Raw genomic sequence first — 22,377 nt, 5'->3', positions numbered from 1 at the left:
GTCACAGTCTTCACAGTTGCCACGCCATGCATCGTTGCAGGAAAACCCATCAATCCGCTGGTGAACGAGGGCAGGATCACCCAAAGATCATGTGGCGGCCCCGCCGCGTACCCCGCCGCTCGGGTCGATCGCGTGCCCAGCGACGACGTGGCGACGAGGACCGACGAGCGGTCCGAGAGCCCGCGCTGCGCGCCGTGCGCGCGGTACGAGCGGCTTCGGGTCGGCCGCTATGCGGCGACCGATATCCCACCGGTGATACCCGGTGCGGCCATCGTGCTACCAATTGCAGGGTGTCTCGACAGCGGTGCCTATCCACTCTGGCCGGCGTCAACCTCCTGTCACCCGACGCCTGCGGCCCCCAGAGCAGCGGATCGGCACGAGTCCTCGTCACGTCTGGAGCCATCGGTAGTGGACAAGTCCGGCCGTCGCGCGTTTTGGTATCACGTCATCCTTGCTGTGGTGTGCGCGGGCGGCGGGATACTCCTGTTCAACCTTGGGTATCGCACGTCCGCGGTGGTGGCGCTCGTCGGTGCGACCGCCTGGCTGGGCCTGGCAGTTCGATCCGTACGCGACACCGAAACGGCAGGTAGTGACGTGGAAGAAGGCTGGTGCGAGCACCGCGCCGGTATCCACGCCGGTTCTGTTCCCCCTCGCTGGTGGGCATACCCTGACCACGAGCACAGCTTCCGCAGGCACGTCACATGCTCGGGCTCGACCGGTCCGCGCCCGCTGCTCGACCCGAGAGGTACTCCTATGCCCGATTCGACGGAACCCGTCACGTACCTCATCGTGGACGGGGAGAACATCGATGCCACTCTCGGCAACAGTGTTCTGGAGCGCCGGCCGGCACCTGCGGAGCGACCTCGGTGGGAGCGGCTACGGGATTTCGCGCGGGACACGTGGCAGCGGCCGGTGAAGGGACTGTTCTTCCTCAACGCCTCCGGTGGCGCTCTGCCGATGCCCTTCGTCCGGGCCCTCCTGAGCATGGAATATCGGCCCATCCCACTCGCGGGATCGTCGGATCAGAAGGTGGTGGACATCGGCATCCAGCGGACGTTGGACGCCATCGCCCGACGCCCCGGCAACGTGATGCTCGCCAGCCACGACGGCGACTTCCTCCCGCAGATCGGGGAACTCCTGCGAGGTGACCATCAGGTCGCGGTCGTCGGGTTCAAGGAGTTCCTTAACGCCGGCTTCGCCGACCTGCCGGGCCTGCAGGTGTTCGACATCGAGGAGGACGCGGACTGCTTCACCAATGTGCTTCCGCGGGTTCGCATCATCGACCTCGAAGACTTCGACCCGGAGCGCTTCCTGTAGTTCGCCGAGGGTTGCCAGGCTAGTTTGCTCGGATGAGTTCTCTCGAAGACGTCGCGAGGCGTGACGGTTGGCGATGCTGGGTCTGCGACGAGTTGGTCGACCCGCACATGTCGGTGAACGACCCGCGTGGTCCCAGCGTCGACAGCCGTACCGCCGACAAGAAGGCCAAGGTCGCCGAGCGGCTCGCGCATCGTGCCTGCAACACCCGCAAGGGCGCGGTCAAGGTGGTCATTGCCTGGCCGGAGCGTCTGCACGTGGTGGAACCGGCATCGCTGATCGCCGTCGCCGAGCGACTCGAACGCAAGGGTGGCCGCGAGCTGGTCGCTCGCTGTCCAAGCCGAAAGGATGCCCAGGAGGCGGCGGAGTGGCTGGTCGACCGGTTCTCCCGGCTGGTGCCCGGACTGCCGGTGACCGCGAGCGTCGACGCGGGCGGCGGACAGTACCTCGTCGCCCTGGCCACCGGCCGCCGCTGAACCGACTGCCCTGCTCGACAGGCCGCGCCGACCAGGGCACCCCGCTCCGAAGCACCACCCACGCCGTCACTCACGCGCCCCACTCCCAGTGCGTCGATCTCAGCGAACGGCTCGCGCGTCCGAAAGGTCACAGCAGGGACTATCGTTCCTGTGTGGACGTGATGGAGCGGTCACGACGGGCGACAGCGTCGCTGCAGCACTACCTGGTGCCACTGGAGTTCACCGACTGGTCCGCCGTCCGGGTCACCGCCGAGTTGGCCCGCCAGGTCGTGAACTGGGGCACGGAGCACGGATGGCGAGTACGCCGCGAGGTGCCCAGCATCGCCGGTCTACCCGGACCACACCCTGACCGACCCGGCTACCTGGACGTCGTGTGTCAACGGCTCGACGGGCCGCCGATCGCCATCGAGATCGACCGCACCGACAAGCAGTGGTCCAGCCGCAAGCTGCGGTGCGAGGCCGACGCCGGTGCGATCCCGCTCTGGGTTCGCTGGAACGACGCGAAGACCTGGATCGTGCCCGGCCCGATTGGTGTGGTCCGGGTACCCACCACCAGCCGGCGGGTCGCCGGGCGACTGCTCTACTCCCGGGCTGCCGACGAGCACCCGCGCCGGACGCCCACGACGCCACCGGTGCCACCGGCCGAGGAGACGGTGGCCCAGGGCTGTTCGATCGCCCCGACACCCTGCTCTGACGTCGTCACCCGCTCCCACCTCGGTCACCCGCTCCCACCTCGGTCACGGACCTCGGCCGGACCACATCAGGGCACCGGGCACTGCGGAGGACCATCGCCAGCCGGATCCCGGCGGTCGAGCTAGCCGCGAGGCTCATCATGGAGCACCGGGCGAGAGCCGAACTCCGGTGATTTCATCACCCCACGCCGGCAACGCCGGTGACACCCTCGATCCAGCCAGCGACCACCGAGGTCTGCACAGCAGAGCCAAATGAGTGGTCGCCGGTGTAACCGTAGTAGATGCCGTATACACGGTCGCTGAGCCAGACTCCGACTTGTTGCGGCTCGCCTACTGAACTACTGCTGCTGCAGTACCCGAGGATCGCTCAGAAGGCCGGCGACGCCGCGGATGTGGTAGGTGCTCATGAAGTCGTAGACGTCCAGCGCCGTGCCGAACTCGTCCTCGATCTTCGCAAGGACCTCGACCGCAACAATCGAGTCGCCGCCGAGGTCCAGAAAGTCGTCGTGCACGCCGATCCACTTGAGGTTCATGGTGCTGGCCCAGATCGACAGGAGCCGCTCTTCGACTCCGTCGACCGGACCTTCGAACAGGGTGCACGTGCCCGCGATGACGGCGGACCGGACGTATTCGGTGTCGAGCGTGTTACCGGCGAGCGGCATGGCGTCGACGAGCAGCACGCCGTCCAATCCACAGCCCGCACCGAGCCGGTCCCACACGTAGCCACGAAGCTCCGGCCCGCTGACGTACTGGGAGAACTCGACCACGCCGATCGTGACGTCCCGATCGTCGTGGCGGATCGTCGTCGCCCGGGCATCACGCACGGCCGGATGCCCCAGCAGGGTGGATGCGAACTCTGCCAAGCCAACCATCAACCGCTCCTTTGGTAACGGCGGCAATCCGGGCCGTCGGCGCGGATTGACAACATTCGCCAATGTGCCACGGAAGCTTGAGCGGTCGCAGAGAAGAACCGGCAGAAGTTCCGGAAGTGGTTGACCGCCGCTGCTTCTTACCGCCTATCCTTGCCTGCGCCGGCCGAGTGAAACACAATTGTCCAAGGGTGGCGAACGTGCAACCGTTCGCTATTTGACGCCATATTGTCACCGGCCAGGGGGTAATGGACGATGAACGAGATCAGCTATGCACAGTCGTCGTCGCTCGTCGAAGAGGACAGGCCCAGCACTACCACGGAGCGGGCCATCGCCGAGGTGTGGGCCGAGGTACTGAATCTCGACGAGGTCGGGCGGCACGACAACTTCTTCGATCTGGGCGGCCACTCGGTGCTCGCGACGCAGGCCGTGGCCAGGTTGTGCGTCGCCCTGGACCGGCAGCTGCCGGAGCGGGCCTTGTTCGACTGGCCGACCGTCGCGACTCTGGCCTCGGCCCTGCCCGGCTACCCCGTCGCCGAACAGCTTGCGCCCATCGGGCGTCGGTGAACGACAGGCCTGGTGGGCTCCGGGACCGAAGCACCGCTGCCTCATCCCGTGGGTCGGACAAACCGATCAAGCCGGACCCACACGATATGCCGGATCCTCACGACATCGAGCGACCAAACTATCGTTCAGAATTTGGCGGGGTTTCGTCCATCACAGGCCATCAGTAAGACGATCTGTAACCGGTCAAATCGCCTCCCGACGAATTGAGACTACTCGCGGTATCCCTGCTCCCCGGCCTCGCTCGAGTGGGCCCGGTTGCCGCCCGAGAAACTTCCGGAACAAACGTGATTGATGATCGTCGTTCCGTGATACCGTATGCTGGCCGACATGGTGCGAGTCGAGTTCCGGGTTCTCGGAACATTGGAAGCCGTGGTCGATGGTTCCCCCGTGCCGATAACCTCCCCGCGGCAACGTATAGTGCTGGCCAATTTGCTGATGGCCGCCAACCATGTCGTGACCGTGGAAAAGCTGATCGGCGCAGTCTGGGACGATTCCCCGCCGACCAGCGCGCGTGGTCAGATCCAGATCTGCATCTCGGCGTTGCGCCGGGCTCTCGGCAGTCCGGAGATCATCGACACCAGCCCAATCGGGTACTCCATCCGGGTGGACCGCCAGCAGCTCGACTACCTCATGTTCGACGACGCTCTCGCCCGGGGCCGGTCCGCCGCAGCCAAAGGTCGGCTGGACGAGGCGCTGACGCACCTGGACCGCGCCATCGCCATCTGGTCCGGACCGGCCTTGGGCGGAGTGCCCGGCCGGGCCGCCGAAGTCGTCTCCCACCGTCTGGAGGAGCGGCGGATCATGGCGCTGGAGGACCGCGCCGAGATCTGTCTGGGCCTGGGCGGTCATCGGGAACTGGTCGAGGAACTGGTCGCGTTGACCACGGAGCACCCCCTGCGGGAACGCCTGTGGGGGTTCCGGATGCTCGCACTGTATCGGTCGGGACGGCAGGCAGAGGCGCTGGCGACGTACCGCACGGCCCGCACCAACCTGGTGGGCGAGCTCGGCATCGAGCCGAGCCAGTACCTGCGCAAACTGGAACGCGCGATCCTCAGCCAGGACAGCAGCATCAGCGGCGAAGTGGACGACAGGCGAACCGAGACCGCCACGAGCGTGCACCGCCCGCAGGAGTTGCCCGCAGATCTGCCGGACTTCGTCGGCCATGCGGCGCTGATCGAAACCCTGACCGCCACGCTGACCAGCGAGGACACCAACCAGGTGCCGATCGCGGTCATCACCGGCGCGCCGGGCTGTGGAAAGACCTCGCTGGCCCTGCACGTCGCGCACCGGTTGCGCGCCACGTTCGTCAACGGCAGCCTGTACGCCTGCCTCTACGGGAGCACCACACAGCCACGCTCGACCGAAGCCGTACTCAGCGACCTCCTGCACGGACTCGGCGTCGCCCCGGCGGCGATCCCGGTCGCACCCGGCCAGCGGATCAACCTACTACGGAGCCAGCTCGCGACGCGGCGGCTGTTGATCGTGCTCGACGATGTGGGCAACGAGGACCAGATCGCCGACCTGCTCCCCGGCGTGCCAGGCCCGGCGGTGCTGATTACCAGTCGCCGCCGGCTCGCCGGCATCCCGGGCGCCCGAGCCGTCGACGTCGACATGATGTCGGCCGACGAGAGCCTGAGCCTGCTCGGCCAGATCTGCGGAGAGCAGCGGGTCGCCGCGGCACCCGAGGCCGCGGTCGCGCTGACCAAGATGTGCGGTGGCCTGCCCCTGGCCGTGCGGATCGCCGGGGTGCGACTGGCTGCGCACCCGCACTGGGCCGTTGGCACCTTGCTGGACCGACTGCGCGACGAACGGTATCGGCTGGACGAGCTGTCCCACGGTGACGTCGCGGTCCGCTCGCTGCTCGCTGACGTGTACGAGTCCCTCACCGTGCCGGCGCAGACTCTGTTCTGGCTGCTCAGTGCATTGGAGCTACACGAGTTCAGCGCCTGGACCGCGGCGGCTCTGCTGGACTGCGATTCGAGGCGGGCCACGGCGCTCCTCGACGAGCTGGTGGACGTCCGGCTGCTGGAGGCCCACCTTTCCGCGCTCACCAAGCAACCCCGATACCGATTCCACGAGCTGGTGCGGGTGTTTGCGAGCGAGCACCGGCTGACGCAGGACGACCGGGAGATCTGCATAGTGGCGGTCACCCGATCGCTCGGTGCCCTGCTCGCCTTCGCCGAGGAGGCTCATCAGCGTATCTACGGGGGGCGGTTCGCGGTTCTGCACGGCACGGCACCCCGATGGGCCGGCGCACATGCCGAATTCGACCGCTTCCTCGGCGATCCCACCGCCTGGTTCGACGAGGAGCGCATCACGCTGGAAGTGGCGGTCCGCCAGGCGGCGGAGCTGGGGTTGGACGAGCTGTGCTGGGAGTTGGCCACCGTATCGGTTGCCATGCATGAGAGGCGCGGCCTGTTCGCCGAATGGCGTACGACTCACCACATCGCGCTGAAGGCCACCAGCAGGGCCGGCAATCGCCGGGGCGAGGCCGCCGTGTTGGCGTCGCTCGGCTCGCTGGGCGTAGCCCAACACGCCGAGGACGATGGCGAGAACCTGCTGCACGCGATGAGCTTGTTCGATGCGGTCGGCGATCAGACCGGGGTGGCATTGACGCTGCGCAACCTTGCGCACCTGGACCGGATCCAGGGTCGACCCGACATGGCGGTGCGGCGTTACGGGCAGGCGCTGGAGAAGTTCCGGGCAGTCGGCGACCTGGGCGCACAGGCTCACGTACTGAGTGGACTCGCGCGTAGCCACCTGGATCTCGGAGCCCCCGAGCGGGCCGAGATCCTGGCGAAAGAGTCGCTCGCACTGGGTGAACAACTGGGTAACCGGCGCCTTCAGGCCCAGGCGTTGTACCGGCTCGGTGAGGTGTTTGCCGACTCAAAGCAGTCGCTGGCTGCGAAGGCTGTCTTCCAGTCGGCACTGGATTTGGCTCGGGCGCAGGACGACCGGATCGGCCAGTCCTACGCCCTGATCGGCCTCGGCGGGGCCATGTTGGAGCAGAACGAGTTCACCGTTGCCGAGATTCACTTCAGCGAGGCGGTCGAGATCTGCCGGATGACGCAGGAGCGCAATGTTCATGCACACGCCCTGTTCGGCCTCGGCCGGGTGTACCTGGGCCGGGGCGAGTTCGATACCGCGGAACACTTCTTCGTGCAGGCCGCGAACGCGTTCGCGATGCAGGAGAACAACCCGTGGCACTCACGTTCCATCGACGAGCTGGGCGCGCTGCGCCGGGCCGCCGGCCGGCTGACGACGCAGAGCAACAAGAACGAGCCGGCCGGCGAGGTGACGATGTGACCGCGATCAGCCCCGCTGGCCGGCCAGCCGCCAACGTTCGAGCTTCCCGGCGGCCGAGCGCGGCACCTGGTCGACGAACGTGACCCGCGTCGGCACCTTGTAGTTGACCAGACCAGCCCGGCAGTGCGCCATCAGCTCACCGGTGCTGACCGAGGCTCCCGGCCTGCAGACGACGTAGGCGCCGACCGTAGAGCCCAGCACCTGGTCCTCGGCCGCCACCACCACGGCGTCCAGCACCGCGGGGTGTTCCAGCAACTGCGCCTCGACCTCGTTGGGGTAGACCTTCTCACCGCCCACGTTGATCACGTCGTGCCGACGGGGGGCGAGGAACAGATAGCCGTCCGCGTCGAGCCATCCGAAGTCGCCGACGCTGGCGAAACCGTCGGCCGTCGTTTCGAGCACCTGGCTGCCCAGGTAGGCGTCTCCTCTGGAGACCCGGCCGGCGCGCATGAACACCTTGCCGGTCTGTCCCGGGCCGAGCCGGTTCCCGGCGTCGTCCCTGATGCTGATCTTCGTGAAGAATCCCCGCCCCACCGTGCCCGGCCGCTGTTGCCATTCGTCCCCCCGCACCAGGGTGCCGCCGATGTTCTCGGTCGAGCTGTACACCTCGTACAGATGTTGCGGCCCGACCAGCTCGATCCACCGCTTCTTGGTGAACGAGTCGCACGACGCAGCCGTGTGCATCACCGTACGCACGCTGGCGAAGGACGCCGGGTCGGGCTGGAGGAGCATCAGGATCGTGCGCATGTGTGCCGGGGTCAGTTGGATCCATTCCACGGCGTAGCGCTCGACCAGCTCCACCGTCCAGGCCGGCAGGAAGTACGGCGGCAGGATTGTGGTGTTGCCGTCGAGGAGCCCGTCCAGCAGCGTGGTGAACGGGGCCGCGTGGTGCAGCGGGCCGAGAATCAGTTGCCGCTGACCGGCTCGCCAGCCGGCGCGACGGCGCAGGGGTAACGGCACCTGGTGCGGATCGTAGCCGAGTGGTCCGGGCCGTATCGCGATCTTCGGCCGGCCGGAACTGCCGCCGGTGGGCAGTAGGTAGGCGATCCGGCTGGCCGTCGCCGCCGGCGACCGCGCCGGTGGTCCCGCGTCGGCCTCGGCGTCGATGAGTCGGGCCCGTCCGTACGTCTGACCGATGAAGTTGAGCAGCTTCTCGCGCTCGGGTGCGGGTGAGGCCGGGTTCAGCGGCAGCAGTGGCAGTTCCGCGGAGAGGACGGCCACGATGTCGACCACCGACTGGATCGTGTTGTTCGCCTCGATCGCGACCACGCCCGGACCGGTCTCCCGGGCGGCGGCGTCGACCAGCGCGTCCGCCCGCCGGCCGCTCCGCTCGGCCAGCTCCCGCCACGTCAGTACCTGCTCCACGAAGTTCTCGTCGAAGCCGACGACCGCAGGCCGATCGGCTGACATCTCCGCGATGTCGGTGATCCGCTGACGGATCGATACGCTCATTCGAGCCTCCCACGATCGAGTGCGTCGTCACCCACCCGGCGGTCGGCGACCTGCCGGACGGGCCGGCCGAGTGGACGAGACGCAGACCCGCCCGGCCGACCTGACCGGCGCAGACCTGATGGACGCAGGTCGATGATGGCCCGCCAGGGCCGGCACCCGCAGAGAACAACCGGCAGAACAACGCACACGACGCCGCCCCGAGTCGTTGCCGGTCCTTCTCTACTGCGCGGCGTGGAGCCCTCAATAGTCTGGCGCACATGGTCTCACCAGGGCACATCGACAGTGCCGCGCCGAGCACCCGGACGACGTGGACCCACCAGGCAACCGGACCCCGCGCGCCCCGACGTCGTGGGCGATCGATGAGTTTGGTCCCACGGCCACCGGTGACCGTGCGGTTCCACGGGACGCGATCGGCCGAGGGGCCCCTCAACATCGGCCAGTACAACATTCTGCAGTGGCTACGTCGCGAGTCGGAGCATTTCTTCGCGGCCGTCGCGGGGGAACTCGACGTTCCGGCCGCGACCGTGGTCGATGACGTCGCCCGGGCACTCGCGGTCCTGATCGAGCGGCACGAAGGGCTACGTACGACCTACGTGGACGGGGTCGAAGCGCAGCAGTTCGTGCACGCCACCGGCGAGCTTGTCGTGGAGGTCTTTGCGATCGAGGCCGCCGACCCACAAGTCGTCGACCGGGCCAGCCTGGCCAGGGACCTGACCCGGCGGTTGCGCGCTGCGGGGGCGTACCGCATCGGCGAACTGCCGGTCCGGGTCGCCCTCGCGGTGTCGTCCGGTGACGCGTCCACCAGCTCCGCCGAGGCGGTGCAGGCTGCGGTGATCGGCTGTTCGCATCTCGCGGTCGACTATCAGGCCATGGAGATCATCAAGCGGGAGTTCGCGGACCTGATCCGTGACCGCGATGCACGGCCGGCCGGCGGACCACCGATCCAGCCGTTGGACCTGGCCGCCCTGGAACGTTCGCCCAAGGCCCTGCGGCACGAGGAATCGGTGCTGAGTTACTGGAAAGACCGGTTCTCCCGCATGCCGCAGTGCCTGTACTCGGTCCCGCGGGTCGCCGCCGCCACCGGGTCGGTCTCCGTCGAGATGACCTCCACCGCAGCCGGCATGGCGTTGCGAGCGGTGACGGCGCGCACCAGGACGAGTCGCGCCAGCGTCGTGCTGGCGGCGATCGGCGCGGTGCTCTCGCACCGGACCGGCGTACGGGAACTCGTGCTCCCCACCCTGTCGGCCAATCGCTTCGAGCCGCATCTTCGGCAGCACGTCGGCAGCCTCGCGCAGCTCGCGTCGATCACGCTGACGATCAGCGACACCACCTTCGACCGGCTGGTCCGGCAGGCGTGGGCTGCTGTGGTCGACGCGAGCCGGTACGGCCGTTACGACGTGGACCGGCAGAGTGCCATCGCACGCCGCATCGAGCACGAGCGCGGCGTCGTATTCGATTGCGAACCGCTGTTCAACAACCTTGTCATCGAGTCCGGTCGGGCGGCAGGACAGGCCACGGCATCGGTACCCACACCGGGTGAACTGGTCGCCGCGCGAGGCACGACGCAGCTGCGGCGGCAGCCGATGCCCGCCGGGACCACGCTGATCCGCTTCGATCTGTACGGCACCGACGGACAGTTGCGTCTCGGCTGTTGGAGCAGCGACACCGGCCGTATCCCCGACGACGAGGTCGAATCGCTGCTCCTGGCGGTCGAGAACCTGTTGATCGCGGCCGGGTCCGCTGACCTCGGCGCCCGAGGGATCCGCGACTCGATCCCGCTCAGCCCGGTACAGCGGGGCCCCGGCTGGCTGTTCGTGGACGGCTGCTGGATCGAGGTGGACGAGGTGCAACGGTTGCTCGATGACAGCCTGCCGTCGACCGGTGCCAGGATCTTCGCGGAGGTGGGCGGCCTGCCGTTGGTCGCTCATCTGGCGCGGACCGACGCCATCCGCACCCCCGAGCAGGCCCACGCCGCTTGCCTGGCAGCGGTGAAGGCGTATCCGACGGCGATGACACCACGGCGCTACGTCATCTGCGAACGCGTCCCGGACAACCCCGACGACCCGGCCGCCTGGCTCGACGTGTGCTGCCAGGGATCCGGCCGAGACGTGGGAGCCGGCGACCCCGGGGCCCTGCTGATCCGACCCGACCACCAGATGCAATGAAGGGAGCCGACGGTGACCACGAGCAACATCACGCCCGTACGCCTCATACCCGCGGTATCGCGCGATGAGTCGACACTGCCCGCTGTGCTGACCGCGCCCAGTAGTGGCGAACCGGCCGAGAGTCAGATCGCCGGGATCCGGGAATCGATCCGTCGGCAGCTGCACACCCACGGCGCGGTCCTGCTGCGCGGCTTCGACATCGGCAGCGTCAGCGGGTTCGAACGGGTCGTCCGGGAGGTGTCCGGTGCGCCGCTGTCCTACGCCGAGCGGTCGTCACCGCGTAGCACCATCGAGGGCCAGGTCTACACCTCGACGGACTACCCACCGACCGAGGAGATCTTCCTGCACAACGAGAACTCGTACCAGGCGACCTGGCCGTTGACGCTGTTCTTCTACTGCATCACCCCGCCCGACACGCAGGGTGCCACGCCGCTGGCCGACACCCGCCGGATCCTACGGTCGATCGATCCGAGCGTGCTGGAGGAATTCACCCGGCGCGGCTGGACGGTGGTACGCAACTTCACCGAGGGCTTCGGGGTGCCGTGGCAGCAGGCGTTCAACACCACCGACCGGGCGGAGGTCGAGCGCTACTGCGCGCGTAGCGGTGTGGAGGTCCAGTGGGTCGGGCGCAACGGCCTGCGGACGACAGCCCGCCGCCGGGCGGTGCACCAGCACCCGGTGACCGGCGAGACCGTCTGGTTCAACCACCTCACGTTCTTCCACGTGACCACGCTGCCCGAGGAGGACTGCGAGGGGCTGCGGGAGATGTTCGACGAGGCGGACCTGCCCACCAACACGTACTACGGCGACGGCGGGCGAATCCCCGATGAGGTCGTGGCGCACCTGCGCGACTGTTACCGAGCCGCCCAGCGCCGCTTCGACTGGGAGCGCGACGACGTACTGATCGTCGACAACATGCTTGCGGCTCACGCCCGTGAGCCCTTCACCGGGCCACGCAAGATAGCCGTGGCGATGGCCGAACCATTTGCGGCTTCGTGAGGAAGGTGGCACCTGACCGACGGAGGGACACCGCTGCGGCGACCCTCCGTCGGCCTGCCCGGGAGAGGCTGATCAGCCCCACGGCGTGTCGCCAGCAACAGCGACCAGCGACGTGGCCGACGAGACGATCAGGCGCGGACCGGAAACCATAGAAACTCGCAACTCAGTACCCCTTGTCTGCTTCGGGTCTTGTGCCGGCAGCCGCCGACAGGAACGAAGCTATGGCCGGCCGTTTTCGGCTCCCCATCACGACGCTTTCCTCGCCGGCCGCTGCCCACCCGATCGGCGATAGCGGTGTGGAGGTGCCCGGGACGACGGTTGAGCAAGAATTGCCTACTCTCCGTCAACGAAGGCGACCCTCCTCATGGCCTCATGGTTGGACCAGCGGACCGCTCCGCATGCCGGCACCGCAACGCTGATCTGCATACCCAGCGCCGGTAACGGTGACTTCCAGTTCGACCGATGGCCCGACACCGTCGGCCCATGGTGCGTTGTCCGCCCGCCGATCGTGGGCGACCTGGGCAGCGGAGCACCGGGATCGCGGTCTGTGGCCCAGCTCCCTTCAGGGTTGCCGGAGCGGGCCGCGGAGCTCGTGGCGGACCTCAAGCGCCGTGGGGTCGAGAAGTTCGCGTTGTTCGGCCACGAGGGTGCCGCGCTGCTCGGCTACCAGGTCGCGGTCGAGCTGGACCGGCGGGGCGCGCCGGCACCGCTGCGCCTGTTCGTCTCGGGCTGCCCCGCACCCCAGTACCTCAGTCGCCATTCCGGCGAGGCGCACACCGAACCGACCGACGACGAACTGACCGAGCGGGTGCTGGCGACCGCAGTGGCCATGGGCACCATCCCGCTGCCGTCGATCGTCGCGGCCGGCGCACGGGCGCTCCGGGCCGAACTGGCCGCGTTGCGGGCCTATCAAGTGCCCCACCCGGCGCCGCTGCGCTGTCCGCTGACCGCGATTCGGTGGCTGGACCAGGGCATCGAGGCGGAGGGAGTGGCCGGCTGGTCGGCGTACGGGGACACCGATCTGGTGCAGTTGCCCGGATCCGGATTGAGCTATGCGACCGAGCCGGCCGATCTGTTGCGGGTCATCGGTGACCGGATGCCGGCCGCTGACCGCCGTCGGCCAGCCGAGTGGTGACGACAGCACGGTCGCCTCGCCCGCGCAGCCTCCGCTGATGCACTGCCGACCGTGGGAACGACCAACCGCACCCGAGTGACACGTCGTCCGTGGCTGCACGCCGGTGTGCACCACGGACGACTGGACTCAGATCAACCCGGCCGCTACCCCACAGGCCACGGCGTGGGCGCGGTTGCGTACCTGCATCCGCGCCATCATGTCGTAGATGACGTTCTTCACCGTGTGGTTGGAACACAGCAACGACCGCGCGATCATGGCGTTGTCCTGGCCCTCGGCCATCAACGCGAGCACCCTGGTCTGACGGGGCGTCAGCGGCGACCGGCCGGCCGTCCAGGACGTTTCGGCCTGGTTCGGCGTACCGGTGCCACCGAGCACGCCGACCAGCACCTCGTGCGGCAGCCGGACCTCCCCGTCCCGGGCGGCCTGCACCGCAGCGGCCAGCCGACTCGGTGTGACGTCGGCGAAGCGGAGCATCACCAGAGTCCCCGAACGCAGGACGCGTACCACGTCCGTCGGTGAGAAGCGGTCGGCGACCAGCAGCGTCCGCTGCGCCGTGGACCGCGGCCGCGCCGCGTACGCCGTCAGCGCCTCATGCACCGTGTCGACCGCCGTGACGATGACGGTGTCCGGTGATTCGGACGGGTCGGGCACGGGTGTGACGCCGGCACGCCGCAGCGCGGCCAGCACCTCGGCCCGGATGGTGGCGTTCGGGGCCACCACGTGTGCAGTCGATGCCATCACGATCTCCTGTTCGCCGTTCACAGCATCCCGGCCCGCAGGGCGAAGGCAACCGCGTGGGCCCGGTTGCGCAGCCGGAATCGTCGCGTGATGTCATGCACGACACTGGTCACCGTTCGCGTCGAGTAGCACAGCTCCTTGGCGATCTCACCGGTCTCCCGGCCCTCGGCGATCAGCCGCAGCACCGCGCGCTCGCGGTCGCTGATGTTCGACGCCAGGGTGCCGGCCGGAACCGCCGGCACGGCGAGCAACCGGTCGAGCATGTCCGGCGACACCGTGCAGTCCCCCTCACCGGCGGCCAGCACGGTGCGGGTGAGCCGCTCCGCGGTCGCCTCCCGGCGTCGAAGCAGGCCGCGCGCACCCGCCGCGATGGCTCGCAGCGCGTCAGCCGGCTCCACCTCGGGCACGACGAGCACCACCTCGGGGCGGTCCGCGCTGGTGCGGACGGCCCGCACCGAATCCAGCGCGTCCTGGCCCAGATGGTCGACCACCAGGACCGTGACCGCCGCCTTCTCCCGCGTCGTCACCACCACGATGTCCGGGCACCCGAGCATCACGCTCGTCACGCCCGCCTCCAGCACGGGGTCGGTCGCCATGACGTTGACCCACATCGGTTCGCCCATCACGCCTCCTTCGTCGTCACGCCGGGGCGTGGCGTGGCGTCGGAATGTCCTGGGCGGATGGTTCCGCGACGGACTAACAGGTCGCTGTCGACTCGCTGTCGACTCGCTGTCGGCCGCCGGCGCAGCCTGATAGCGCAGCATCGACTCGCCATCGTCGCGTCAGAGCCGGTCGTCATGCCCGTGAGGTGACGGCCGGCTGCGCCGGCGGCCGACCCGGTGGCGGCAGCCTTCCCGTATGTCTGCCGACTCTTCTCTGCGGGCGATTCGTGTTTCCGTGGCACATTGACAACCGTTGTGGGTCCGTGCCGAGAACGTCGATTCCCGCCGTTACGGAAGGAGCGGTTGATGGAGGCCGTCATCTCGTCGCCGGCCCTCCCAACTGGACGGACATGAACCGGAAAAGCAAGGGTCGGTACCCGAAAGATCGCCGAATCAGTAGGACGTGGGTGAACCAGTGATTAGTTCTGACGTCAGTGACATCGCCGCAGACCTTGCGGCGAACGCCACTCTTCTGGAGATCGCCGAGAATCTGGGACTTTCGCCGCTACTCGATCGCGGGAAGCCGTTCACGCTGGCCGAGGCAACGATCGCGACCGGCGTTCCCGAAGCTCGCGCTCTCCTCTTCCTGCGCGCCATGTCCGCCGCCGGGCTGCTGGAGCGCGACGCCGAGACCGGGCCGTTCACGCCCTGCCCGGAGCTCGCGGACCGGCGGTACGAGGCGGGCTACCTCTCCTGGTCGCTCAGCGCGAACCGGCCGTACATCGATCACGCGGAGCGGTTTCTGCGTGAGCCGGACGCGGCCGGCCGCCAGCACCAGCGCGACGGCAGGCAAGTGGCGGTGTCGTCCCGCTGGATCGGCTCGCGCGGTTTCTATCCCGGAGTGCTGTCCGAGATCATCAGCCGCAAGCCCCGACACATCGTCGATCTCGGCTCCGGCGCGGGCGCGCTGCTGATCCGGCTGCTGACCGAGCTTCCCACCAGCACCGGCGTGGCCCTGGACCTCAGCCCGGGAGCGTGCGAGGAGGCCGAACGCGCCGGGCGTCACGCCCAGGTGGACGACCGGCTCACGGTGGTCAACCGGTCCGTCGAGACCCTCGTCGACGACCCCGCTCCACTCGACGGCGCGGACATCATCCATGCCGGCTTCGTCATGCACGATGTCGCTGCGCATCCCGAGGTCTTCGCAGGCGTCCTGCGGGCCTGCCGCGAGCACCTCGCCGACGGCGGCGCCCTGGTGGTCACCGACGCGGTGCCGTACGTGGACACGCCGGGCGAGCGCGCCTTCAGCGCCCTCTTCAGTTACCTGCACGAGAGCTCGATGGACGTACGGCTGCCGACCGAGGATCGGTGGTGCGAACTCTTCCGGCAGGCCGGTTTCTCCGAGGTGGCCAGTACCGCCCTGGGAATGCCCGGCAGCCGCCTCTTCGTGGCCACGCGATGAGCCGGAGCGGCGGCGCAGCGACGCTGGCGGAGCACGACGCCGAGCGCATGGCCATGGCCCTGTACGAGGCGCGGCGCAACCGCGTGCCGATCGCTCCGTTCACCGACGCCTGCCCCACGCTCGACGCGGTCGGCGGATACGCCGTCCAGCGCCGGCTGACCGAACTGCTGGTCGCCGACGGCGAACGGGTGGTCGGCTACAAGGCCGGGCTCACCTCCGCCTCGATGCAGGAGATGTTCGGGGTCCACGCCCCGGACTACGGCCCGGTGTTCGCCTCGACCGTCCGCGCGGACGGTGCGTGCTTCGCTCGCGGCGAGTTCATCTCGCCGAAGGTGGAAGCCGAGATCGTCTTTCGGCTGGCGAGGCCGTTGACCGGTCCTGGCGTCACCGTGGAGCAGGCCCATGCGGCGATCGGAGAGGTCATCGCCGGTCTCGAGATCGTCGACTCGCGAATCACGGATTGGCGCATCCGGCTGGGCGACACGGTCGCCGACCTCGCCTCGAACGGCGCGGCCGTGCTGGGACGCTCGATCCCGGCCAGCGCGGAGCTGGACTACCGGCTCGTGCGAATGGCCTTCCGTCGCAACGGGGAGTTGGTCGCGTCCGGTCAGGGCGCTGACGCCCTGGGCAACCCGGTGGCGGTGGTGGCGCTGCTGGCAAACCTGCTCGGCGAAAGTGGCGTCACGTTGGAGGCCGGCCAGTTGATCATGACCGGTGCCCTGCACGCCGCGGTCCCGTTGAGTTCCGGTGACACCTACACCGCCGAATTCGATCATCTGGGCTCGGTCACTCTGCACGTCACCAATACGTAGTCCCGACGCGGATAGGAAGGCGATCTCCTCGATGAATTCAGAACGACGGCTGTCAGCTGGGGTGCTCGGCGCCGGGCTCATCGGCGTCGACCTGGCGGTGAAAGTCGAGCGGTCCGCTGCACTAGACCTTCGCCTCGTCGCTGGCCGGACGGCCGACAGCCCGGGCCTCAAGCGGGCCGCTCGGCTGGGGCTGCCGGCCGCCAGCCGGGGTCTGTCATCACTTGCCGACCTCGACGAACCGCTCGACGTGGTCTTCGACGCCACCAACGCCGGCTCGCACGCCGAGCACGCCGAGGCGCTGGCACCGCTCGGCACGCTGCTGATCGACCTGACACCCAGCCGGATCGGGCGCATGGTCGTCCCGACCGTCAACGGCGCGGAGGCCGCCGCTCACCGCGACCTGAACATGGTGAGTTGCGGTGGGCAGGCATCGGTGCCGATCGTACGAGCGATCACCCGAGCGCACCGCATCGACTACGTGGAGGTGGTCGCGACCGCGGCGACGCTCAGCGTCGGCCGCGGGACCAGGCTGAACCTCGACGAGTACGTGGAGACCACTCAGGACGCGCTCCGCGAGTTCACCGGTATCGGGGACGTGAAGGCCATCCTCAACGTCAGCCCGGCTCGTCCTCCGGCGACCTTCAGGGTGGCCATGTCGCTGGTCGGCGAGGGCCTGACCCACGAGTCGGTGCACCCGCTCGTGGCGTCCGCCGCCGCCGACGTGCGGGCCTTCGCCACCGGCTACACCGTGACGAGTTGCATCGTGAACGACAACAAGGCGTTCATCGCCGTGGAGGTGACCTCCGCGGGCGACCAGATACCCGCCTACGCGGGCAACCTCGACATCATCAACTCGGCGGCGATCCGGGTCGCCGAGCGTTGTGCGGTGGAACGCCGACCGATCGAGGCCATGGAGGTCGTGTCATGAGCCAGCAGCCTGCGGAAGGTTCGCCGAGACAACGCATCCTGATCCACGACCCGACGCTGCGCGACGGGCACCACGCCGTTCGCCACCAGCTCGGGCGGGAGCAACTTCGGGCGTACGCTGCCGCCGCCGACGCCGCCCGGGTACCCGTCATCGAGGTGGGACACGGCAACGGCCTGGGGGCCTCGTCCCTGCAGGCCGGCCGAGCCCTGCTCAGCGACGAGGCGATGCTGTCGGTGGTCCGGGAGGCGTTGACCACCACCAAGCTCGGCGTCTTCATGCTGCCGGGCTGGGGCACCACCGAAAGCATCCGGCTGGCCGTCTCGTACGACGTCGACCTCGTCCGTATCGGCACCCACTGCACTGAGAGCGACCTGGCCGAACGGCACCTCGGGCTGCTGCGCGACGCGGGCGTCGACGCACACGGCGTGCTGCTGATGAGCCATATGGCCGGTCCCGAGCGCCTGGCCGAGGAGTGCGCGCGGCTCGTCGAGTTCGGTGCGACGGGCGTCGGCATCCTCGATTCCTCCGGCCACTACCTGCCGCAGGACGTGAGCACGCGGATCGCGGCCATCCGGTCCGCCGTCAGCGTGCCGGTGATGTTCCACGGACACAACAATCTCGGTATGGCGGTGGCGAACTCCATCGCCGCCGCCGAGGCGGGCGCCACCATCCTGGATGCCTGCGCCCGGGGGTTCGGCGCGGGGGCCGGCAACACACAGCTGGAAGTTCTCGTACCCGTGCTCGAACGGCTGGGCTATGACACCGGCATCGATCTCTATCGGCTGCTCGACGCGGCGGACATCGCCGAGCGGGAGCTGATGCCCGCACCGCCCACCATCGACTCGATCGGTGTGGTGAGTGGTCTGGCCGGAGTGTTCTCCGGGTTCAAGAACCGGGTGCTGGACGTCGCCGCCCGCGAGGGCGTCGACCCGCGTGACGTCTTCTTCGAACTGGGTCGCCTCCAGGCGGTGGCCGGGCAGGAGGACCTCATCGAGGACGTGGCGTTCGCGTTGCGTGCCGGGTCCACGGGTCAGCTCGAACGGACGGCACGTCATGTTTGACGAACTCAAGACCATCCTGGTCGAGGATCTGCAGATGCGCACCGAGGACGTCGTGGCCACGGCCGACCGCGCCGAGGTCGGCCTCGACTCCCTCGCCGTGGTCGAGCTGTCGGACCTGCTCAGCAGGCGGCTGGACATCCACGTCTCCGACTACGAACTGCTGGAACTCGCGACGGTCGGCGATATCGCCGAGCTGGTCGCGGAGCGCTGTCGTGCGTGAGACCGCAGGGCCGACCGCCGCAACGTCCCACGCCGTCACCCGGGCCCTGTCGCGCAACGAGTCACCGCACGGCCCGATGCCGGACATCGTCGCCGCGGTCGCGGCGAGCAGCCGGGACGTCAACCGCTATCCCGACCCGGCGTGTACCGAGCTGACCGGGGCGCTCGCCCGGCGGCACGGTGTCGAACCGGATCGGGTGGCGGTCGGCGCCGGATCCTGTGCGTTGCTCCAGGCGGTGTTCCAGCTCGCCGGGCCGGGTGCGACGGCCGTCTACGCCTGGCGTTCCTTCGAGTACTACCCGATCCTCGCCGACCATCTGGGGGTCCGCTCGGAGCGGGTGCCACTCGCCGACGACGTGCACGACCTCGCCGCCATGGCCGACCGCATCACCGCCGCGACCCGGCTGGTCGTCATCTGCAACCCCAACAACCCCACGGGTACGCTGCTCGGCCTGGACCGGCTGCGCGCGTTCCTCGATCGCGTCCCGCCGACCTGCCTGGTCGCCCTCGACGAGGCGTACTTCGAGTACGTCGACGAGCCGATGGGAACCGGCGGTCTCGCGCTGTGCGACAGGTATCCCAACCTGGTGGTCCTGCGCACGTTCTCGAAGGCGTACGGCCTGGCCGGCCTCCGGGTCGGCTATCTCATCGGCGCGGCGCGCGTCGTGGCGTCGCTGCGCGAGATGACGCTGCCCTTTGCGGTGAGCGCCCCGGCCCAGCACGCGGCGGTCACCGCCCTCGCCCGTGAGGACGTGCTCCTGACGCGGGTCCGGCACACGATCGCCGAGCGGACCCGGGTGCGGGCTGCCCTGTTGGCCGACGGCTTCGCGGTCCCGGCCAGCCAGGCCAACTTCCTGTGGCTCGGGCTCGGCGAGAACGCGGGCCCGTTCGGCAGGTGGTGTGCCCGGGTCGGAATCGAGCTGCGGGTCTTCGACGGGGAGGGCGTCCGGGTGTCGCTCGGTTCGCCCTCGGACAACGACGCGTTCCTCGCGGCGGTACACCAGTGGCGCGTCCGCACCGCACCGGAACCACTCACGACTGGAGCGCTGAGATGATGCCCGAGACCACCGCCCTGCACCGAAAGGTGATCGTCGCGCCGGGAATGTGCAGCGGCGGCTCTCTGATCTTCGGGCGGATCGGCGACTGGACGTGGGAATCGGTGGCCGAGACCTGCCGCACCAACGTGCACGCCGCCCGTACCGCCGAAGGCCAACCGACCTACCTCTCGTTCTACTACTACCGGGTCTGGGGTGGGAAGGTCGTTCATCCGCACGGCCTGGCCTTCGGTGACGAGCTGGAGGTGACGTCGAGGGTCTTCCAGTTCGGCGGCGGCTCGGTTCTGACGTTGCACCGGCTCGCGCCCGCCGGCTCCGGCCTCGGGACCGCGTTCCTCGATCCGGCGGAGGTCTACGAGACGCCGGACCCGGAGTGCATGTACGCGGAGACGCTCAACCGGTGGATCGCGCGCGGCAATCCGGGCAGCAACCGGGTTCTCTCCGAGACCGTCCCCGACGGCTTCGACAACACCGACCTGCCGCGACTGCCCAATCGGTTCTCACCGCGTACGCTCGTCGGCCGCGCCCGCGGTGCGGGCAGCTTCCTCACCCCGGCGCCGCCGGGATTCGCGGTCGCCGGGGCCGAGTTGTCCTTCGAGTACGCACTGGACGCCGTACGGGACATCAACGGCGCCGGGCTGGTCTACTTCGCCTCGTACTTCTCGATCTTCGACACGGCGCTGTTGCGTCTGTGGCGTGGGCTCGGCCGCACCGAGCGGCAGTTTCTCCAGCGGCGGGTGATCGATCAGAAGGTGGGCTTCTTCGGCAACGCCGACCTGGGCTCACTGTTCACCGTCACCGCCCGGAGATGGCAGAACGTCACCGACCCGCTCTCCGAGATCGCCGACCTGGAACTGCGCGACTCCGCCAGCGGCCGGCTGCTGGCCGTCGCGGCGGTCGAGACGGAAACCCCGTCGACGCTGGTCTGAGGACGGCGTCGACCCGACAGACTGCGAGCCCGGCCGGCACCCCACCGGCCACCCTGATGGGCGCGGTTGCGAACCTGCAACCGCGCCCATCAGTGCATAGCTGGCCTTCGGTCGGGATGGGCCGCTCCTTTGAGCTACGCCCGCGCGATCGTCGTCGGAGGACCAGACACAAGGACGCTTGCGCCGCGTCATCACACGGTGATGTCCGAGCCGACGTCGGCCCGGACATCACATCCTTCACATATGTCAGGTGAACCGTTGCGCGAGGACCCGACCCTGGTTCGCGGGTTCTACGCCCGAGCGGGCTACCGCGCAGCTGCCGTCGCGGGCTCGGGCTGCGGGCTGGTCGGTGCCACCGGATCGAAGTGCCGCAGTGCCACCACCAGGTTGACCGCAGCGAGGGTGGACAGGGCCGCGAGGACGAGCAGGGTCGTCGTCACGCCGAAGCGGCCGATCGCCATCCCGCCGGCCAGGAAGCCCAGCGGGCCGGCGATGTTGCTGATGGTCATGACCGCCTGGATCACCTTAGGTCGGATGTCCGCCGCGAACCGGGTGGCCAGGATGCTGAAGAGCGGAGCGTTGGACAACGGAAGCGCCGCACCGGACACCGCGAGCGCGGCGACCAGGACCGGCACCGGCACGTCGAACAGCAGCACCCACCAGGGCAGGACGAGCTGGAAGGCGGCCAGCCCGAAGACTGTCGTCGGGGACAACCGGCTGCCGATCAGATAGCTGACGGCCGCCCCGGCAACCGCGCCGGCACCGAAGCCGGAGAGCAGCAGCCCACCGACCCTGGCATCGCCGGCGAAGCGGGCGAACGCCAGCAGCGGCAGCGCGAGCATCAGGACCCGCATGAGGAAGCCGAAGCTGACGGTCGTGACCATCACCCGTCGCAGGAAGTCGTCCCGGAGCAGTGCGCGCACCCCGGCCAGGATTCCCGAGTGGTCCGGGGCCTGTCGCCCCTGCGGTGCCGGCGTCGCCGGCTGTGTGCGCCGCGTACGCGGGACGAACCACCACAACAGCAGACCCGACACCGCCGAGGTCACGGCGTCGAACAACAGCACCTTCTCCGCGCCGAGCGTCGCGATCAGCACGCCCGCGATGGCCGGGCCGGCCAACGCGGCGATGTTGACGCAGCCTTCCAGCACGCTGTTCGCCCGCATCAGCGCCTTCGGGTCCGGACCGGCGAGTTCGGTGGCCAGGTCGCGTTGTGCGGCGAAGTAGGGCACTCCGAGTACGCCGAGAACCGCGACGATCGTCAGGAGCAGGGGAAAGCTGAGCAGGCCCACCGCGGCCAGCGCAGGTATCGACGCGATGGTCACGAACTGCGCGAGGTCGATGACCACCATGGTGCGGCGTGCGCCGTACCGTTGGATGACCTCGCCACCCGCGAATCCGAGCACCGCCATGGGGAGCACCGACACGGCGAAGACCAGACCCGCCCGCGGTGCCGAGCCGGTGCTCTCCAGCACCAGCCACGGCAGCGCGAGCGTCGTCATCTGGGTCCCGACGGCGGACCCGGCGCCGGCGGCATACACCGCCGCAAGGGCCCGTCTGGTGGTGCCCGGTGCGGGAGATGGCGCGGTCGACATACCG

General features: G+C 68.9%; 20 protein-coding genes. 15 read left to right on the top strand and 5 right to left on the bottom strand.

Annotated features, from left to right (window positions below; translation table 11 throughout):
- From ACZ31C_RS28670 to ACZ31C_RS28660, 3 genes are all read left to right on the top strand, one after another.
- A partial coding sequence (locus tag ACZ31C_RS28670; protein ID WP_465797942.1) for an NYN domain-containing protein occupies positions 1-1,317 on the top strand: 1,317 nt, incomplete at its 5' end.
- 32 nt (positions 1,318-1,349) lie between these two features.
- A complete protein-coding gene (locus ACZ31C_RS28665) occupies positions 1,350-1,790 on the top strand; it encodes a hypothetical protein (RefSeq protein ID WP_465797941.1) in 441 nt (146 codons plus the stop codon).
- A gap of 152 nt (positions 1,791-1,942) precedes the next feature.
- Entirely contained in the window at positions 1,943-2,608 is a 666-nt protein-coding gene (locus ACZ31C_RS28660) for a hypothetical protein (protein WP_465797940.1), read from the top strand.
- A 212-nt stretch (positions 2,609-2,820) separates the two neighbouring features.
- Here ACZ31C_RS28660 and ACZ31C_RS28655 read toward each other — a convergent pair whose 3' ends face one another.
- Positions 2,821-3,354 (bottom strand): phosphopantetheine-binding protein, encoded by a 534-nt coding sequence (locus ACZ31C_RS28655; RefSeq protein ID WP_465797939.1) that lies wholly within the window; start codon positions 3,352-3,354, stop codon positions 2,821-2,823.
- A 252-nt stretch (positions 3,355-3,606) separates the two neighbouring features.
- Here ACZ31C_RS28655 and ACZ31C_RS28650 point away from each other — a divergent pair, with 252 nt between their 5' ends.
- Both ACZ31C_RS28650 and ACZ31C_RS28645 read left to right on the top strand, forming a co-directional pair.
- The gene (locus tag ACZ31C_RS28650; protein WP_465797938.1) at positions 3,607-3,918 is read left to right on the top strand and encodes a phosphopantetheine-binding protein; all 312 of its coding nucleotides are present in this window, start codon (positions 3,607-3,609) and stop codon (positions 3,916-3,918) included.
- A gap of 327 nt (positions 3,919-4,245) precedes the next feature.
- A complete protein-coding gene (locus ACZ31C_RS28645; RefSeq protein WP_465797937.1) occupies positions 4,246-7,224 on the top strand; it encodes an AfsR/SARP family transcriptional regulator in 2,979 nt (992 codons plus the stop codon).
- Between the two features lie 6 nt (positions 7,225-7,230).
- Here the strand turns inward: ACZ31C_RS28645 and ACZ31C_RS28640 are convergent, their stop codons facing one another.
- Positions 7,231-8,676: a class I adenylate-forming enzyme family protein gene (locus ACZ31C_RS28640; RefSeq protein WP_465797936.1), complete on the bottom strand. Its 1,446-nt coding sequence runs from the start codon at positions 8,674-8,676 to the stop codon at positions 7,231-7,233.
- A 359-nt stretch (positions 8,677-9,035) separates the two neighbouring features.
- Here ACZ31C_RS28640 and ACZ31C_RS28635 point away from each other — a divergent pair, with 359 nt between their 5' ends.
- From ACZ31C_RS28635 to ACZ31C_RS28625, 3 genes are all read left to right on the top strand, one after another.
- Positions 9,036-10,841, top strand: coding sequence for a condensation domain-containing protein (locus ACZ31C_RS28635; RefSeq protein ID WP_465797935.1), 1,806 nt, complete (start codon positions 9,036-9,038; stop codon positions 10,839-10,841).
- Positions 10,842-10,928: 87 nt separating this feature from the next.
- Entirely contained in the window at positions 10,929-11,840 is a 912-nt protein-coding gene (locus ACZ31C_RS28630) for a TauD/TfdA family dioxygenase (protein WP_465797949.1), read from the top strand.
- Positions 11,841-12,204: 364 nt separating this feature from the next.
- Positions 12,205-12,975: a thioesterase II family protein gene (locus ACZ31C_RS28625; protein WP_465797934.1), complete on the top strand. Its 771-nt coding sequence runs from the start codon at positions 12,205-12,207 to the stop codon at positions 12,973-12,975.
- A gap of 126 nt (positions 12,976-13,101) precedes the next feature.
- On the opposite strand, the gene ACZ31C_RS28620 is transcribed toward ACZ31C_RS28625, so the two are convergent.
- On the bottom strand, positions 13,102-13,713 hold the full coding sequence (locus ACZ31C_RS28620) for a helix-turn-helix transcriptional regulator (RefSeq protein ID WP_465797933.1): 612 nt from the start codon (positions 13,711-13,713) through the stop codon (positions 13,102-13,104).
- A 20-nt stretch (positions 13,714-13,733) separates the two neighbouring features.
- Entirely contained in the window at positions 13,734-14,336 is a 603-nt protein-coding gene (locus tag ACZ31C_RS28615) for a response regulator transcription factor (protein ID WP_396748655.1), read from the bottom strand.
- A 442-nt stretch (positions 14,337-14,778) separates the two neighbouring features.
- Here ACZ31C_RS28615 and ACZ31C_RS28610 point away from each other — a divergent pair, with 442 nt between their 5' ends.
- The 7 genes from ACZ31C_RS28610 to ACZ31C_RS28580 are packed head-to-tail and all read left to right on the top strand — an operon-like array spanning position 14,779 to position 20,781.
- Positions 14,779-15,777 (top strand): class I SAM-dependent methyltransferase, encoded by a 999-nt coding sequence (locus ACZ31C_RS28610; RefSeq protein WP_465797932.1) that lies wholly within the window; start codon positions 14,779-14,781, stop codon positions 15,775-15,777.
- Entirely contained in the window at positions 15,774-16,589 is an 816-nt protein-coding gene (locus tag ACZ31C_RS28605; RefSeq protein ID WP_465797931.1) for a 2-keto-4-pentenoate hydratase, read from the top strand. The genes ACZ31C_RS28610 and ACZ31C_RS28605 overlap by 4 nt, the downstream gene beginning before the upstream one ends.
- Complete coding sequence (locus ACZ31C_RS28600; protein WP_465797930.1) at positions 16,525-17,517, top strand: acetaldehyde dehydrogenase (acetylating); 993 nt, start codon at positions 16,525-16,527, stop codon at positions 17,515-17,517. Before ACZ31C_RS28605 ends, ACZ31C_RS28600 begins: the two co-directional genes overlap by 65 nt.
- Complete coding sequence (dmpG, locus tag ACZ31C_RS28595; protein ID WP_465797929.1) at positions 17,514-18,578, top strand: 4-hydroxy-2-oxovalerate aldolase; 1,065 nt, start codon at positions 17,514-17,516, stop codon at positions 18,576-18,578. Before ACZ31C_RS28600 ends, dmpG begins: the two co-directional genes overlap by 4 nt.
- Positions 18,571-18,798: an acyl carrier protein gene (locus ACZ31C_RS28590; RefSeq protein ID WP_465797928.1), complete on the top strand. Its 228-nt coding sequence runs from the start codon at positions 18,571-18,573 to the stop codon at positions 18,796-18,798. Before dmpG ends, ACZ31C_RS28590 begins: the two co-directional genes overlap by 8 nt.
- The gene (locus tag ACZ31C_RS28585) at positions 18,791-19,852 is read left to right on the top strand and encodes a histidinol-phosphate transaminase (protein ID WP_465797927.1); all 1,062 of its coding nucleotides are present in this window, start codon (positions 18,791-18,793) and stop codon (positions 19,850-19,852) included. The genes ACZ31C_RS28590 and ACZ31C_RS28585 overlap by 8 nt, the downstream gene beginning before the upstream one ends.
- Positions 19,849-20,781, top strand: a complete 933-nt coding sequence (locus tag ACZ31C_RS28580; RefSeq protein WP_465797926.1) for an LnmK family bifunctional acyltransferase/decarboxylase — start codon at positions 19,849-19,851, stop codon at positions 20,779-20,781. The genes ACZ31C_RS28585 and ACZ31C_RS28580 overlap by 4 nt, the downstream gene beginning before the upstream one ends.
- A gap of 305 nt (positions 20,782-21,086) precedes the next feature.
- Here ACZ31C_RS28580 and ACZ31C_RS28575 read toward each other — a convergent pair whose 3' ends face one another.
- Entirely contained in the window at positions 21,087-22,373 is a 1,287-nt protein-coding gene (locus ACZ31C_RS28575) for an MFS transporter (RefSeq protein ID WP_465797925.1), read from the bottom strand.
- Positions 22,374-22,377 lie beyond the last annotated feature (4 nt).

This window comes from Micromonospora sp. NPDC023869 (assembly GCF_055559695.1).
This window is presented reverse-complemented; position numbering and strand designations above follow the sequence as displayed.